18 protein-coding genes are annotated in these 16,087 nt (G+C 41.9%); 4 read left to right on the top strand and 14 right to left on the bottom strand.

The features are described from left to right. Nucleotides 1–187 precede the first annotated feature (187 nt). The 3 genes from F602_RS0105850 to F602_RS0105840 all read left to right on the top strand — a co-directional run bounded on the left by F602_RS0105850 (nt 188) and on the right by F602_RS0105840 (nt 3,867). Nucleotides 188–1,381, top strand: coding sequence for an acetyl-CoA C-acetyltransferase (locus F602_RS0105850; protein ID WP_018167028.1), 1,194 nt, complete (start codon nt 188–190; stop codon nt 1,379–1,381). Between the two features lie 2 nt (nt 1,382–1,383). Then, the gene (locus F602_RS0105845) at nt 1,384–2,544 is read left to right on the top strand and encodes a hydroxymethylglutaryl-CoA synthase (RefSeq protein ID WP_018167027.1); all 1,161 of its coding nucleotides are present in this window, start codon (nt 1,384–1,386) and stop codon (nt 2,542–2,544) included. 63 nt (nt 2,545–2,607) lie between these two features. After that, complete coding sequence (locus F602_RS0105840) at nt 2,608–3,867, top strand: hydroxymethylglutaryl-CoA reductase, degradative (protein WP_018167026.1); 1,260 nt, start codon at nt 2,608–2,610, stop codon at nt 3,865–3,867. A gap of 20 nt (nt 3,868–3,887) precedes the next feature. On the opposite strand, the gene F602_RS0105835 is transcribed toward F602_RS0105840, so the two are convergent. The 4 genes from F602_RS0105835 to F602_RS0105820 all read right to left on the bottom strand — a co-directional run bounded on the left by F602_RS0105835 (nt 3,888) and on the right by F602_RS0105820 (nt 6,560). Then, complete coding sequence (locus F602_RS0105835; RefSeq protein WP_040839937.1) at nt 3,888–4,379, bottom strand: GNAT family N-acetyltransferase; 492 nt, start codon at nt 4,377–4,379, stop codon at nt 3,888–3,890. Between the two features lie 309 nt (nt 4,380–4,688). Continuing rightward, nucleotides 4,689–4,994, bottom strand: a complete 306-nt coding sequence (locus F602_RS0105830) for a hypothetical protein (protein ID WP_018167024.1) — start codon at nt 4,992–4,994, stop codon at nt 4,689–4,691. Nucleotides 4,995–5,185: 191 nt separating this feature from the next. Then, a complete protein-coding gene (locus tag F602_RS0105825; RefSeq protein WP_018167023.1) occupies nt 5,186–6,241 on the bottom strand; it encodes a DUF389 domain-containing protein in 1,056 nt (351 codons plus the stop codon). Beyond that, on the bottom strand, nt 6,231–6,560 hold the full coding sequence (locus tag F602_RS0105820; RefSeq protein WP_026183326.1) for a potassium channel family protein: 330 nt from the start codon (nt 6,558–6,560) through the stop codon (nt 6,231–6,233). Before F602_RS0105820 ends, F602_RS0105825 begins: the two co-directional genes overlap by 11 nt. A gap of 252 nt (nt 6,561–6,812) precedes the next feature. On the opposite strand from F602_RS0105820, the gene F602_RS10900 reads away from it, so the two are divergent. Further along, nucleotides 6,813–6,959: a hypothetical protein gene (locus tag F602_RS10900; RefSeq protein ID WP_156801866.1), complete on the top strand. Its 147-nt coding sequence runs from the start codon at nt 6,813–6,815 to the stop codon at nt 6,957–6,959. Nucleotides 6,960–7,518: 559 nt separating this feature from the next. Here F602_RS10900 and tehB read toward each other — a convergent pair. The 10 genes from tehB to F602_RS0105775 form a co-directional block, all read right to left on the bottom strand. After that, a complete protein-coding gene (tehB, locus tag F602_RS0105815) occupies nt 7,519–8,376 on the bottom strand; it encodes an SAM-dependent methyltransferase TehB (protein ID WP_018167021.1) in 858 nt (285 codons plus the stop codon). 8 nt (nt 8,377–8,384) lie between these two features. Further along, nucleotides 8,385–8,852: an SsrA-binding protein SmpB gene (gene smpB / locus F602_RS0105810; protein ID WP_018167020.1), complete on the bottom strand. Its 468-nt coding sequence runs from the start codon at nt 8,850–8,852 to the stop codon at nt 8,385–8,387. After that, the gene (rnr, locus tag F602_RS0105805; protein ID WP_018167019.1) at nt 8,815–11,148 is read right to left on the bottom strand and encodes a ribonuclease R; all 2,334 of its coding nucleotides are present in this window, start codon (nt 11,146–11,148) and stop codon (nt 8,815–8,817) included. Before rnr ends, smpB begins: the two co-directional genes overlap by 38 nt. 59 nt (nt 11,149–11,207) lie before the next feature. Further along, on the bottom strand, nt 11,208–11,444 hold the full coding sequence (secG, locus tag F602_RS0105800) for a preprotein translocase subunit SecG (protein WP_018167018.1): 237 nt from the start codon (nt 11,442–11,444) through the stop codon (nt 11,208–11,210). Nucleotides 11,445–11,490: 46 nt separating this feature from the next. After that, nucleotides 11,491–11,640, bottom strand: a complete 150-nt coding sequence (gene rpmG, locus F602_RS10740; RefSeq protein ID WP_083915244.1) for a 50S ribosomal protein L33 — start codon at nt 11,638–11,640, stop codon at nt 11,491–11,493. Between the two features lie 199 nt (nt 11,641–11,839). Continuing rightward, the gene (gene coaE / locus F602_RS0105795; protein WP_026183325.1) at nt 11,840–12,427 is read right to left on the bottom strand and encodes a dephospho-CoA kinase; all 588 of its coding nucleotides are present in this window, start codon (nt 12,425–12,427) and stop codon (nt 11,840–11,842) included. A 71-nt stretch (nt 12,428–12,498) separates the two neighbouring features. Beyond that, on the bottom strand, nt 12,499–12,954 hold the full coding sequence (locus F602_RS10390; RefSeq protein WP_124776154.1) for a hypothetical protein: 456 nt from the start codon (nt 12,952–12,954) through the stop codon (nt 12,499–12,501). Nucleotides 12,955–12,956: 2 nt separating this feature from the next. Next, a complete protein-coding gene (gene mutM / locus F602_RS0105785) occupies nt 12,957–13,784 on the bottom strand; it encodes a DNA-formamidopyrimidine glycosylase (RefSeq protein ID WP_026183324.1) in 828 nt (275 codons plus the stop codon). Between the two features lie 205 nt (nt 13,785–13,989). Continuing rightward, nucleotides 13,990–14,808, bottom strand: a complete 819-nt coding sequence (locus F602_RS0105780) for a transporter substrate-binding domain-containing protein (RefSeq protein ID WP_018167014.1) — start codon at nt 14,806–14,808, stop codon at nt 13,990–13,992. 104 nt (nt 14,809–14,912) lie between these two features. After that, on the bottom strand, nt 14,913–16,037 hold the full coding sequence (locus tag F602_RS0105775) for an aminotransferase (protein WP_018167013.1): 1,125 nt from the start codon (nt 16,035–16,037) through the stop codon (nt 14,913–14,915). Nucleotides 16,038–16,087: the final 50 nt, after the last annotated feature.

Below are 16,087 nucleotides of genomic sequence, written 5' to 3'. Positions count from 1 at the left end.
CTTACAGTTCCTATTTTACCCAAAAAACTTAAAAAAAGCTAGTCTTTCTATGGTCTGTGTGCGTTTTCATCTTGAAAGAGAGAAAATCAGCCCCCAGACTGAGACTATTTTGTCATTTTTATGGCTAAAAATGGTATAATGATAAGGCTAAAAAGTTCAATGTTAGAAGAAAGATTGAAGAAAACACATGAAAAAAGTTGCGATTGTTGCTGCTTATCGCTCTGCTATTGGGAGTTTTGGTGGCAGTCTCAAGGATATGAAATTGGCTGACCTAGGTGCTCAGGTCTTGGCTTATACCTTAAAGAAATCAAACATTTCTCCAGATGTAGTAGAGGAAGTGATCATTGGAAATGTGCTTGGCGCGGGCCAAGGACAAAATGTTGCTCGTCAGATTGCTTTGGGAGCAGGCATTCCCGATACAACTTCTGCCTTTGTTGTCAACAAGGTTTGTGGTTCTGGCCTAAAGGCTGTTCAACTGGCAGCCCAGTCTATCCTAGCTGGAGATCAAGAGGTGGTCGTAGCAGGTGGTATTGAAATCATGAGCCAAGCCCCTTATTTATCTAGAGATAGTCGCTTTGGTAAAAAATTAGGTAGTATCACCTTAGAAGATAGTCTCCTAATAGATGGCTTGACCGATGCATTCAGTGGTGAGCATATGGGAATCACAGCAGAAAATATAGCTGAAAGATACCAGATTACTCGTACAGAACAAGATGCCTTTGCTCTTGCCAGTCAAGAAAAAGCCCTTAGGGCGGTTGAAAATGGACGATTTGCAGATGAAATTGTCCCCTTGACAGTGAAGAGCGGTCGCAAGGATATACTGTTTGACCAAGATGAGTATCCTAGAGAAACCAGCTTGGAGAAACTAACCAACCTCAGACCCGCCTTTAAAAAAGATGGTAGCGTAACTGCGGGCAACGCTTCAGGTATCAATGACGGTTGCGCCATGCTCATACTTATGTCAAAAACCAAAGTCACTGAGCTCGGTCTAGAGCCACTAGCTTATATTGAGTCTTCTGCCATTAGCGGTCTAGACCCAGCTTATATGGGACTAGGACCAATCACTGCTAGCCAAAAAGCACTAGCTAAAATCAAGAAGAACATCATAGATATAGACCTCTTTGAAGTCAACGAGGCCTTTGCTGCCCAGTCTATCCCTGTCCTCTCTGAACTGGGTATAGACCCTGAAAAAGTCAATGTCAACGGTGGTGCCATTGCCCTAGGCCATCCTATTGGTGCTAGCGGAGCTCGCATCCTGGTGACCTTGATTCATGAATTAGAAAAACGAAATGGTCATCTGGGACTCTGCACCCTCTGTATCGGAGGAGGACAGGGCATTAGCATGATTATTTCCAATGCAAAAAAACACAATAAGGAATAAAGATGAACATCGGTATTGATAAAATTGGCTTTGCGGCTCCAAATTATGTCCTAGATTTAGCGGATTTAGCCCAAGCGCGAAATATTGACCCAAATAAATTTAAACTTGGCTTGCTTCAAAGCCAAATGGCAGTGGCCCCTGTCACCCAAGACATCGTCACTCTAGGAGCTCAAGCTGCTCAAGCTATCCTTTCTGAGAAGGATAAGGATCAGATTGACATGATCATCGTTGGCACAGAATCTAGTATTGACCAGAGTAAGGCTGCTGCAGTTTTTATTCATGGATTACTGGACATCAATCCATTTGCCCGTTCCATTGAAATCAAGGAAGCCTGCTACGGCGCTACAGCTGGTCTAATTCTAGCTAAAACGCATATTGCCCAACATCCAAACTCTAAAGTATTGGTCATTGCTAGTGATATTGCCAAGTATGGCATTGCTTCTGCTGGTGAGGCAACACAAGGAGCTGGAGCTATCGCTATGTTGATCTCCGCTGACCCCTCAATCCTGATTCTACATAATGACAGTGTCTGCCAAACCCGTGATATCATGGATTTCTGGCGTCCAAACGAAGACAAATATCCGCGTGTCAACGGTAAGTTCTCAACAGAACAATATACAGACTGCCTGACAACTACTTTTGCTGAATATCAGAAACGAACTGGCAAAAAACTAGCTGATTTTGCTGCTATGTGCCTACACATTCCTTTCTCGAAACAAGGCTTGAAAGGAATTCAGGCGATTGCACAAGAGGACAGTAAAACTCTCAACCGATTGACCGAGCGTTTCCAAGAAGCGATTGTCTACAACAAAATCGTTGGCAACATCTACACCGGATCGATTTTCCTCTCCTTCCTCTCACTCTTGGAAAATAGCCAAAGTCTAAAGGCTGGAGACAACATCCTCTTTTACAGCTATGGTAGTGGGGCTGTCTGTGAACTCTTCAGTGGGCAATTGGTCGATGGATATCAGCAACACTTGCAACCTGACCGCTTGCATACTCTCAACCAACGGACTCCATTAAGCGTTACGGCTTATGAAGCTCTCTTCTTTGAGGAGATCCAAGTAGATGAAACAGGTCAGGCTGTTGATTTACCTGTGGATGAAACTGATTTTGCCCTAGTAGACATTCAAGATCACAAACGTGTGTATCATAAAAAATAAATGGAGCCAAATGGCTGTCAGTTGGCATCAGCCAGCTGATTTTTTATTAGATGAGGAGACCCTATGTCAAGATTTTCTGGATTTTATAAAAAAACACGGCAGGAACGGATTGATATTCTCAATCAAGAACGGATGTTGCAAGCAAAAACAGTGGAGATTTTGAGAAAAAATCAAAATTTGCCAGAGAATATTGCCGGTAAAATGGCTGAAAACCATCTCGGAACCTTTTGCCTGCCTTTTTCGGTCGTTCCTGAATTTCTCCTAGATGGTCAAGAGTACAGTCTGCCTATGGTGACTGAAGAACCTTCCGTGGTAGCAGCCTGCTCTTTTGGTGCAAAAATCATCGGTCGTTCCGGTGGTTTCACCTCTGACATTCAAAATCGTCTCATGATTGGTCAAGTAGCTCTCTACAATGTGGCTGAACCGCAAGTGGCTCAGAAAAATATAGAACAAGAGACTGCTACTATTTTGTCCTTGGCCAACCAAGCTCATCCTTCTATTGTCAAGCGGGGTGGAGGTGCTAGAACATTACGGACCGAAATAAAGGACCAATTTCTCATCGTCTACCTATCTGTCGACGTCAAAGAGGCCATGGGAGCCAATATCCTGAACACCATGTTGGAAGGTATTAAGGATTATCTGGAGGAAATCAGTCGAGGCAAAGCCTTGATGGCCATTCTTTCTAACTATGCGAGTGAATCTCTGGTAACAGCACGCTGTCGGATTACCATCTCTAGTCTTGCTACCAGCGCAGCTTTGGCACAAGAAACAGCCGAAAAAATAGCACTGGCCAGCCAACTCGCTCAAATTGACACCTACCGAGCTACGACACATAATAAGGGAATTTTCAATGGTATCGATGGCTTGGTGGTCGCTACAGGCAATGACTGGAGAGCAGTTGAAGCCGGCGCCCATGCCTATGCCGCTAGGGATGGCCATTATCGTGGTTTGTCAACTTGGACGATTGATAGGGAAGAGTTACTGGGTCAAATGACCCTTCCTATGCCCATTGCGACCGTCGGTGGATCGATTGGTCTTAATCCTAAGGTTCAGGCAGCATTTGACATTTTGGGGCAACCCAATGCGCGAACGCTAGCTAGCCTTATTGTAGCGGTGGGTCTCTGTCAAAATTTTGCAGCTCTTAGGGCTCTAGTGACAACCGGTATCCAAGCAGGACATATGAAACTTCAGGCGAAATCACTGGCCATCTTGGCAGGAGCCACTGAATCTGAAGCAGATATCATCGCACAACAACTGCGAAAGGAACAACATACAAATCTAGAAACGGCCAAACAACTACTGGCCACTTTGAGGAGAAACTAAAAAGAGGCCATGGCCTCTTTTTACGTATCTAACCGCAACTCCATTCTAGTCTTTTGGGCTTCTAAACCCTGTCTTTCATAAAAGGACTTAGCTCCATGATTAGCATCCCACACATCCAGAGTGAGATTGTGACAGCCTTCTTTCTTGGCTAAATCTACCGCAAAATCATACAGTTGCTTCCCAATTTTCTGCCCACGCGCCTCCTGAGCCACACAGAGATCTTCGATGAAAAGTGTCTTAATAGGTTCTAATACCGGACTAGTTGCCTTTGCAATCTGACAGAACATATGACCCAAAATCTTCCCATCAGTCTCATATACAAAAATAGGGGTTTCAGGATGGGACATTAAGTCTGCCAATTCAGAAGAAGAAAATTTCTTACCAACAGGGCGAAAAATATCCGGGCGAACCCCATGATGTACCTGCAAAATTTCCTGCAAGAGTTGATTGAGAGCAGGAATATCTACCACAGTCGCTTGTCGAATCACGTTTGAACACCTCCATTTTTGCATCCTATCTTATCACAGAAGATCTTTTTTGTAAAATAGGTCTCCAGACGGATGTTTTATTTAAAAATTCCTTTATACTATAAGTGTATCCTAAAATTTTTCATAAATCTCCTGAAAAGTCCAACTCAAAATGAGTTGGACTTTTCGTTTTATAGACGGCAAATTGGGTGGTTGATGAAGATAGTAAGTCCTTTTTATTCAGGAGAAAATTGACAATAATAATAGCAATTTAACACTTCTATTCCATCATTTTTTTATTTTTCTTCTGCTATATCCTAAATGATTATCTAACTTCCTTCAAGAGATATAGGTTTAACTCCTTACAAATGCCATACCTAGCACAGTTCCCCAATAATATTTCCACCTCGTTTTTTCAAGGTACTTTTTCAAAATTATTAATTCGTTTTTATTAGATTTATTTTCAAGTATCTCATCACACACAAAAGGATACAACTTGTAGGCCAAATAACTAATCTGTTCCCCATTCTGTAACCCCTTGGCACTGCTTAATAATTCTTTTCGCAACTTTGAACTAATGATGATATGTTTATTATTATAAATTTGTTCAATCTGCCGATAGTATCCATCTCTCTTTTGACGACTATTAGTCAAAAACATTACTTTCGTCTCCCATCTCTTCTTGTGCAATGATAGAACCCTAACCATCTGGAATTATCCACTACTCAACACCCGCCAGAATTTTTATATCCAAAACATCAAATTGTGTAATTGTTTCTGTATTCATCACGAATACCTATCTAAATGTTAATTGTATTTCGAATATGATTTGAATAAATGCTGAATTGTTCCTAGTCCTTGTCCTTTTCCTTGTTGGACTCTACTAGTGTATCTTTACTATTATCTTTTTCAGCTAATTTTTGGTCAATGTAGATGTCAATATTATCATATAAGGTCTTGATGGACTCTTCACTGAGATTAGGTGTATCGACTACTTGATTGACAATTAAAGTCATTGATGACAGTCCATAATCTGCTTGTTTTGCTTCGATAGCTTGTAGGTCTTGGTCTGAGAGCCGCTCTCCCACTAGTGTCAGATTCAACCGATCTCGGGTTTCATTATAGTTCTGGCTAATAATTGTCTGCTGGGCAAACTCTGTCTTGATAAATTGACTAATGGCATCTCGTTTGGCATATTGAAGCGTGAGGTTTACTCCTGAATAGATAGCCGGCATGATCAAGATGATGATCAAGGCCAAGAGACCAAGACGGACTTTCAGGCTAATCTCTCTAAAGGAAGAAAGAGCTGATTTGCGCATCAAGAGAAGCGAACCAATCAGATTGGTCAACATGATAAAGATACAATTGATGAAGAAGAGATAGAGAGCACCAAAGAAAAATTGAGAATTTCCATTTGCCAAGCCATAACCAGCCGTACAGATAGGTGGCATGAGAGCTGTCGCAATCGCAACCCCTGGCACGATGTTATTGGCTTCTTTTTTGCGAGAGCCGATAACGCCAGCAATTCCTCCAGCAATAGCAATCAAAACATCCCAGATAGTCGGAGAAGTCCGAGCTACCAACTCACTACTGGCGTGAGTCAAAGGTGAAATCCAAAAATAAAGAGTGGAAACCAAGAGGCTGACAATGACTTGGGTACTTAACAACTGCAAGGATTGTTTGACCAAACGTAGGTCAAAAAGAGCCAAGCCAAACCCCATCCCAACAATCGGAGTCATCAAGGGTGAAATCAGCATAGCTCCAATGATAACTGCTGTTGAGTTCATATTTAGTCCAATAGATGCAATAAAAATCGCACACATCAAGATGACCGTATCCCTCAGTCTTACATGTAGATCATCGTATAGCTTCTCGCGGTATTCGCGTGTTGAATAATTACCAGTCATTTTTTCTCTCCTTTTTCTGATTCAAACTAGTATAGAAATTGATAATAACAGCTGATAAGCAGCCAAAGAAAATAAGCCCATAAATGGTTAACAAGACGCTAGTAAGCCTCCCAATCAAGGTGATTGCCAAGAAATCTCCATAGCCCACCGTCGTCGAGGTGACAAAAGCATACCATAAACCATCTCCATAATTGGTAATCCCAGGCTCAACTAAAAAGAGAACCATGCCCGCACCAAAGATAAAAGTTACAAAGCTTAGTACAAATTGACTAAAACCCGTTACACGTATAATATGCCGTAGCATATTTAAACGTTTCATCATCTTCTACTCCTTTTCATCCTTCTATTTTTTCTATTTTCATCCGTAGCAGTCAGCATCGGATTTCCTTCTAGAGTGCTAGTCTTTGCAAGATTCTGCCAGCAGACAGGACCGCATTAGGCCATCACTCCTAGTAAAAACGATAGATTACTAGCAACTGATTGCAGTGAAAATACAACTCAAATACCATTGCATAAAGTAGCTAAAATGACTGTCCTAGGTGCGGCATGCCAGGTATAGCTCCAAGGACGAATGGGGTATCGCTTGGATACTACTAGCACGCAGTCAGTTATCTTGCAGAGACTCTACCTCAAACGAAATCCTGATAATGATTCCCAGACTCATCGGTGTTTTGATGAACGGCAAGAAGGCTACTACCAGATAAGATATCCTGCGTAGCTCATCTTTTTTATCATTCTTGATAATAGCATCATCTCCTTAGACCGTTTAGGAGGTTTTAATCACCGTTTACGTTTGAAGGAACTTATGTTATATCTTTTTAATATACTAACTCCGCCAGAAAGAAGACACCCTTGATGGAGATTTTCCCTAATTCAATGACTAGTCTTTTACAGCTATCATTGTAAAACTCTACTTGCTAGAAAAAAACAAAAAGCCCCATATAAAGCTATCACTCCATTACCGTGAATATAAGAGTCATATTTCCATTACATATTTTATCATAAAACTCAAGAGACTTCCGGATGAAAAGATGCATTTGTATCTAAGTAATATCTGAGAGCAGTCTGAACAGGCTAACACTATTATTAGTAGTAACCACATTGATTCCCCAAGGTTGTTTGAAGACCATTACCGAGCCTTTGGTGTGATGAATACTACCTATAATAAGTTATGGAAGTCAATCCACAAACAAATACATGCCTGCCTAGATACACCTCACAAGCGCGAATAAAGCTAATTTTTCCCGGCAAAAAAGACTGAGTTTTCTCAGTCTTTCTTACTTTTTCTGGGCCAGCATAGTTGCAAAGCGCATGCGCATACGCTTGCCGTTCTCATCCAATTTGTGTAGCTCCCCAAAGTCTTCGTTGTACTTGATCAATTTCCAGTCCTTGTAATAGTCCTTCAGTTCACCTGCTGCAAACGTAAAGTTAAAATTCATAGGACAGGGAGCATCGGCTGTATCCATGGCTGCCACAATCAGGTTGTAACCTCCAATATTGGTCACCTCCTGCATATTGCGGATAATATCAGGTACTCGATCTCTTTGCAAGGACATAAAAACGACAGTCGAGATAATCCAATCATAATCTTGACTCAGATTAGCAGAGTTGATATCATAAACCCCAACTTGAAGATCTATATCCTCTAACTCCATCACTTCTTGCAAAATATCTAAACTCTCTTGACTGTAGTCTACAGCTGTCACATCAAAACCTTTCTTAGCCAAATAGAGAGCATTGCGTCCTCGACCACAGCCCAAATCCAACACCTTGCAAGGCTGAGTGATGGTTTGTAGAGCTTCGATAACCTCAGAATGGGTTCTGGTATAGCCATATTTTTTAACTAAGTAATCTTCTTCTGTGCAGAAAAATTCTAGGAAAAACTCTGTATCCTCTGTCAAAAGTGTCACTCTATGCCAGGCTTGGGGCTCCACCATGGGAATATCTGATTCCGGACCATAAACGACAACCGAGACAATCTCGTTGTCATCTGAAATAGCTTCAAATTGTAGTTGACCCTTGAGCACTTTTATTTTTCCCCAAGTTCCAACCTTAGTATTGTGCTTATGAGTGATTTCTGGTGGTACCGTTTCTCGGTTCCAGATAGGCATGCGTTTGTAGGCTCTTAGTGTCATCTTTTCTCCTATCGACTATTGATAGCTTTCATGGTCCGTTTTAAATCCCGCTCTTGCTCGCGACGTTTGATAGACTCACGTTTATCATAGTCATGCTTTCCTTTTGCTAATCCAAGTAAGACCTTGGCAAAACCATCTTTGATATATACTTTTAGAGGAACTAGGGTCATCCCCATTCCCTTGACCTCACCCTCTAGCTGGGCAATCTGTTTTTTACGTAAAAGTAGCTTACGTGTCCTAGTTGGGTCCTGATTCCAGATATTGCCCTCCTCATAAGGGGCGATGTGGACATTGACCAGCCAGGCTTCCCCATGTTTGATTTGAGCAAAACCATCCTTTAGGTTGATTCTAGCTGCTCGAACAGACTTAATCTCCGTTCCTGTTAGAACCAGGCCAGCTTCAATAGTGTCTACAATGGTATAATCATGACGTGCTTTCTTATTTTGCGCGACGACTCTTCCTTCGCCCTTGGCCATGTTTTCCTCCTTTTTTTGCTACATCTTTATAAAATTTCTTAGTCTTGCCTGATGAAACTTTTTTATCATTTTTTCGGGCAAATCTAGCTTTCTTGCCATCTGATGTCTTTCGATTTTTGCGAAAGGCTTCTTTCCTATCCTTTTTGGGAGCTTTTTCTAAAATATCTAGGTCTGATACTACGTGGATAAAATCAATCTCACCTGTCAGTTTATCTGCTCGCTCTAACTTGATGCGAATGGGTTGACCAACACGAAAGACAAGACCAGATTTTTCACCGTGAAGACTGAGAGTTCGCTCATTGTAGTGGAAAAATTCAGGCAAATTGGTAATGTGAATCAAACCTTCGACTGTGTTGGGGAGTTCTACGAAAAGTCCAAATTTAACCACGCTGGAAATGACACCATCGAACTCCTGACCAACAAATTCCTGCATAAATTCAGCTTTCTTCATCGCCTCAACTTCTCGTTCAGCCTCGATGGCACGACGCTCTAAGCTTGAGGTTTGCTTGGCAATCTCAGGAATGACTTGGTCAAAATGAGCAATTTTTTCATCGGTCAATTGACTATATTCCCGTACCATACGATGTACTAAAAGGTCAGGATACCGCCGAATCGGGCTAGTAAAGTGGGTATAGAACTTCGCACCAAGTCCATAGTGACCATGATTGTGCTCGGAATATCTGGCTTGTTGCATCGAACGTAACAGCATCATATTAAGAACCTCTGCATAAGGTTCGTCCTTGATGCGCTCCATCAATTCTTGCAAAGCCTCCTGACTGATAGAGTTGGCAGTCCCACGAATCGGAAGACCAAAGGTACTCGCGTAATCAATGAACTGCTGCACCTTTTCAACCTTTGGTTCCTCATGAATCCGATAGATGAAGGGCAACTCTCGTTTTGCAAAATGCTCAGCAACACACTCATTGGCGGCCAACATAAAGGACTCAATCATCCGCTCAGCAATACCTCGTTGACGGAGAACAATATCGACTGGTAGTCCTTCTTTATTGACTAGAATTTTAGCTTCACTGGTGTCAAAATTGAGAGCTCCGCGGCGCATGCGCATCGCTTCTAACGTGGCATGAAGCTTGGCCATCAGCTCTACACTGGGCATAATTGTCTTAAATTCAGCAATTTTCTCCACATCTCCAGCTAGCATGTCATTGACATCCGAATAAGTCATACGGAAAGTTGTCTTAATCACTGTTTGACCTATCCAAGACTTGACCACTCGCCCTTTTTTGTCAATCTCCATGATAGCCGATTGAGTCAATCGGTCTACACCGGGATTAAGAGAACAGATTCCATTGGAGAGACGCTCTGGTAGCATAGGGACCACTCGGTCAGTCACATAGACAGAAGTCCCACGACTGAGAGCTTCCTGATCTAAGGCAGACCCTTCGGTCACATAATAAGAAACATCAGCAATGTGAACTCCCAGTTCTATGTTGCCATTTTTTAATTGCTTGATATGGACAGCGTCATCTAGGTCCTTAGCATCTGCACCGTCAATGGTAAAGGTGATTTTATCCCGCAAATCCAAACGACCTTCCATATCCTTCTCAGATGGAGCTTCTGGCACACGGTCTGCCTCTGCCAAGACAGCTTCTGGAAATTCAGACACAATATCCATGGATTCTAAAATTTCCAGAACATCCATCCCCGCATCATCCTTGTGACCAACTACTTCTCGTAAACTAGCCACAAAATAATCATGTTTTTTGCTGGGATATTTTTCAATATCGACCTTGATAATCTCCGTACCATCTAAGACCAACGGTGTCTTTTTAACATAGATTTTCTGGGTGATTTTCTGATTTTTTGACTTGATATACCCTGCGTATTTCGGCTTCTCCTCGTCCAAAATCAGGAGTCCGACAGCTGATTTTTGGGCATGCTCTAGGATATCAATGACCTTCGCTTCCGCTGCAGTTCCCTTCATCCGATCCGCAACTTTTGTGATGATGACTTCGACTGTGTCACCTTCGATAGCATGGTTGACATCATTGCGACCAACAAAAAGGTCTTCTTCTTCCTCATCAACAGATACAAAGCCAAAACCATTCTTATGAGCCCTAAAAATACCCGTTACGGTTGGCTGTTTCTTTTGCTTTTTAGGTGGCAAATCAACCTTGCCATCTCTTGTAAAAATCAGCTCCCGTCTACTTTCCATTTTGGAAATCAACTTGATGAGTTCAGTAAAATTTTTTGCTTTTAAAACTCCCAGTTGATCTGCTAGCTGGTCCACGGGGAGGGGACCATTCATTTCTAATAATGTTTTAATTTCGTTTTTCATTGTTTCCTTTACTATAAAAAAGAGCCAAGAACAAGTCCCAGCCCACTATTTTATCTACTTTATCTACTTGAAATAACAACCAAGGCAAGTGCGATGACCAGCCATGCAAAGACTAAGATAGCGGTCAGACGTTGCATCACAGCCTCGAATCCACGAGCCTTTGTTCGCTCGAACAAGGCACCTGAGCCTGCCGCATCGAAAACGTTGCTAGATTGATTTTTAGCTGGCTGCATGAAAATAACAGCGACAATAATAACAGATAAGATTAATAGAGTGGTTAATAGAATTTGATACATTTTTCTTTCACTTTCTTTGATAACTCACAATAGTATACCATAAAACCTATTTAGTTTCAAGATGAAGGGTTACTTTTCTTTCCTTGGGACAATATTTTAGAACCTCTATCTTTTGAGGATGGGTCTTACTATTCTTGCTGGTCAGATAATTTTTGTTGCCACACTGGGAGCACTGCAAATTGATTTTGACTCTCACATGATTTCCTTTGCTTTTATATGATTGATAAACACGATAATGAAGCAGAACAGCTAGTAACAGTCAAAAAGTTACCTGAATAGGTACCCCGTTCATATTGCTTCCAATCGACCATACTAGGGTACAGTCATCTTCATTTCTACATATCTGTGAATAGTATATCACAAAAAGAGGAGAAAACAGCCATTTTCTCCTTTTCTTATAGATTTTTCAAGGCTAGCTGTACCTGTTTTTTTAAATCCTCAGGACTACCATTATTATCCAATAGCAAGTCAGCATACTGTTTCTTGTCTGACAAGGGCATTTGAGTGGCAATCCGCTGTTTGGCCTGAACTTGGCTGTAGCCATTTCTCTCCATCAAGCGCTGGAGTTGTTGATGCTCATCTACATACACTAACCATATCTGATCAAACCAATCCAGGTAATCCAGCTCCACCAAGAGAGGAATATCCATGAATATCACATCTGCCCTCTCTAACAAGCTGTCCCTTTCCTGTGCCAAAGCCTGACGGATGATATGATTTTGCAAACTCGCTGATTTTGCTTGATTTTCAGGGCTAGAAAAAATCAATTGAGATAGTTTAGGTCGGTCCAGTTGACCCTCTGCCGTTAGAATGTCAGGACCCAACCAACCGAGCAGAGCTTGATAGAGCTTGCCTCCCTTAGACTGCAAGTCATGAACAATCTCATCTGCATCAATGACCTGATAGCCAGCACGGCGAATTTCCTCAACGACCGTTGATTTGCCAGAGGCAATGCCTCCTGTAATTCCAATTATTTTTGTCATCTTTTTATCATTCGGGACATAAAGCACTGTCCTCTCTTTCTATTAAATAACCGCCACATCATTCTTCACTACTATTTGTATTCAAGCAGTTTCTTCCATCTTCTCTGCCTATGCTTATAAAAAAGCTGGGCAAAGACAATGACTAAGTACGTAAAAGCTCCCGCTGAAATCTGCAATTGGTCTTCGTAAAGGGTGCCTTGTCCTTCTTTTTTAATTGTTATCATATGTCTCCATTGCTTGATGAATTGACTATGGCCATCATCAAGTATCTGAAAAACAGGTGATTTCGGAAATGAAATTACAATTGCTTGTTTTCCAAGCGGTATAAAGCCAAACAAATATAAGTGAAACCAGTAAGTACCATTGGTCCATTGATGTGAAAGTTCCTGACCTTTAACTGGCCGGAAAATTAAAAGTGGACTTGATACAAAGTATAAGGTGGCGACGTTTTTGACCAACTTACTAACCTTATCAGGTGGAGTATCAAAGTAGGTAGTTAGCTTAAAAGATGCTGATTTATTAACCATTTTTATTTTCCCTTCTTTTGACACTTGGGGCAAAAATGACTGCCCCGCCCTCCTACTTGAATCTTTTGAATGGCCCTGCCACAGCGTGGACAAGGCTGACCAGTCTGACCATAGACCTGCAAGTAATCCTGCATGGTCCCATCCAACCCCAAGGCATTGCGATAGGTGCGAATGGTTGAGCCCCCCTTTTCAATGCCCAACTGCAAGATACGAATGGTTTCATCATGCAGTCGCTTTATTTCAGCCTTTTTGAGGGAATTGCCCAATCGTTCAGGATGAACCTTGCTTGCCCAAAGGACCTCATCCACGTAGATATTCCCCAGACCTGCTACTAGCTTTTGCTCCAAAAGTAGGGGTTTGATAAACTTTTTAGAAGCTAAAATACCACGCTCAAAAGGGGCCAACTTAAATACTTCCTTGGTTGGCTCTGGTCCGATTTTTTTGGAAAAAAAGTAGTCAGCTTCTTTTGATTTGGCAATGAGTTCAAAGGTACCGAACTTGCGTACATCCTGATAAACCAAGGTCGATCCATCATCCAGACTAAAGAAAAAATGAAAATGTTTGTTCTCTGGTAACTCATCCAAAAAGAGCAGGTACTTCCCCTCCATTCGCAGGTGGGAAATCAAGATTTCTTGCCCCAAATCAAAAATCAAGTATTTCCCTCGACGGCGCACCGCCTCAATCGTTTGACCAGACAGATCCATCACAAAAGTTTCACTATTTGTCTTGATCATCTTAGGTACGCGCACCTGAACTGATTGGATGGTTTTTCCTACCACCAAGCGCTCCAAACCACGCCTTACCGTCTCCACTTCAGGTAATTCTGGCATATTCGAGATACAAAGCCATAGGCATGTTTGATGTGCACATATGGACTTGCCTTTCTAGTTCATTTTATATAGCATAAGTGTTCTATTCTACACAGTCTCTGGTCCATCTTCACAAATTAAGAACCAAGCACCGTCATTTCTATTCTTTATTATACAAAAAAAGCCAGACTAAGCCTAGCTTTTTATATCCATTGCAAGCAATGGTTTATTCTTCAATAGCTGATCCTGTTAATTCAGCTGCTTTTAAAATGTAGTCTTTGTAAGTACCATCTTCAACCAGTTTGACAACAACTTTATCAATCGCCTTTTTAAGCTCTGGACTATCTTTTGGCATGGCAACCACTTTGGCATCCCCTTCTGCAACTGTCAGGGCTAGCTCTGACATAGCAATATCAGCATTTTGGGATATATAACCAGCTCCAACCGGTGCTTCAAGAACAACCGCATCCAATTGCCCAGACTTCAATTGTGCAATCGCATCTCCCATCACTGGTAGGGCGACAATATTTGCACCTTTGAGTTGCTCCTTGGATAGACCTTCTTCAATCGAACCCTTTAAGACACCAATGCTTTTACCAGAAAAATCATCTAAAGTTTTATAGTTGTCGACCTTATCCGCTGCAACTAAGATAGCATTTTCAGTCGTGTAGTAGCTTTCTGAAAAATCATATACCTTGGCACGGTCTCCTGTATAAGAAAGGCCCGAAATGGCGATATCTACCTTACCATTTTGGACGCTAGACAGGACATTGTCAAAGTTCATAGTAGACAATTCCAACTCCACACCCAATTCATCAGCGATATCCTGTGCCAAATCAATATCAGAACCTACAACAGTATCTTTGCCATCCACCAAGGCTCGGAATTCAAAGGGAGCGTAGTCGGGACTCACCGCTACTACCAGTTTTCCTTTTTCCTTAATGGCTGCTAAACTATCTGTTTTCCCTGCAGACCCTCCACAAGCAGTTAGCGCCAGTGCTGAAAAGGCAGTCGCCAATCCCAAAACAATTTTCTTTATTTTCATCTCTAACTCCTCATTTTTCAGATAATAAAAGCCTGTCAATAAACTAACAGGCTCTATTGTATATTATTTTTATTCATTTGTCAATTATTTTTTTGTATAAAAATTCAATAATAGGAGTATTGTTTCAAAAAATCAGATAGAAGGTAGAGCCCCTTCTGCAAGACCTCCGTCTGGCAACAATAGCCCAAACGAGCATGACCTGGAAGGTCAAAACGATTCCCTGGAACTAATAGAACACCTTTTTCTTTCAAAAGAGACAAGCAGAAATCCTCTATATCCTGATCCAAATGGAACTGAATAAAGGAGGTCGGTGTGACTGCTGGTGAAATCAGAGAAACTAGCGGTTCTTCTTCTACCCAGTCTTCAAGGATTTTGAGATTAGTCAAAACCAGCTGCTTATTGCGCTCCAAGATAGCGTGATGATGTTGCAAAGCCAGTGTCGCTACCATGTCATCAAAGACACCCGCGCAAATCAAGGTATAGTCACGGTAATCTCGGAAAACCTCACAGAGCTCCCTACTCGCTGCTACCCAACCAATCCGGACTCCCGGCAGAGAATAGGTTTTCGATAGAGAATTGACTGAAATCCCCTTATCATACAGGTCGCAGATAGCAGGTACATCCAAGCTATCATCAAAAGTCTTATAGACTTCATCCGATAGGATATAGGCACCGACAGACTGGGCAATGTCTACCAATTCCAGCAGAAAATCACGGTCCATCACAGCCCCAGTTGGATTATTGGCATTGTTGATACAAATGAGTTTGGTATCTGGGCGAATCAGCTGACGCAGTTCATCCAAGTCTGGTAGCCATTGATTCTCCTTTTTAATAGACCAAAAATCCACCTCTGCTCCGAAAGACTTGGGAATATCATAGAGCTGCTGGTAGCTAGGATAGAGGGAAATGACATGGTCCCCAGGCTCCACCAGACTATAGAGTGCCAATAAATTAGCCCCCGTACCCCCATTGGTCTGAAGAATATTTTCACTTGCCTGTCTCTCATAAAGACTAGCCACTGCCTCCTTAAAATCTGGCGAACCCTCGATCCAGCCATAATTTAGAGTTGCCTCACGAAGTTTTTTGAAAAAGGCTGAGCCATCTATCCGTGTCAGCTCAAACAGTTCATCCAAATCCATGGACCGGATGGAGACTGAGGCCAGGTCATAGCTCGCTGACTGTTCATGGACATTGAGCCACTCCTCCACACCAAAACGAGGTAATCTCATGATACATTCCACACTTTCTTTTTATCTGAATCAGTATACGTTAGTCTGCC

The sequence above is a fragment of the Streptococcus minor DSM 17118 genome, from assembly GCF_000377005.1.
GTDB lineage: Bacteria > Bacillota > Bacilli > Lactobacillales > Streptococcaceae > Streptococcus > Streptococcus minor.
This window is presented reverse-complemented; position numbering and strand designations above follow the sequence as displayed.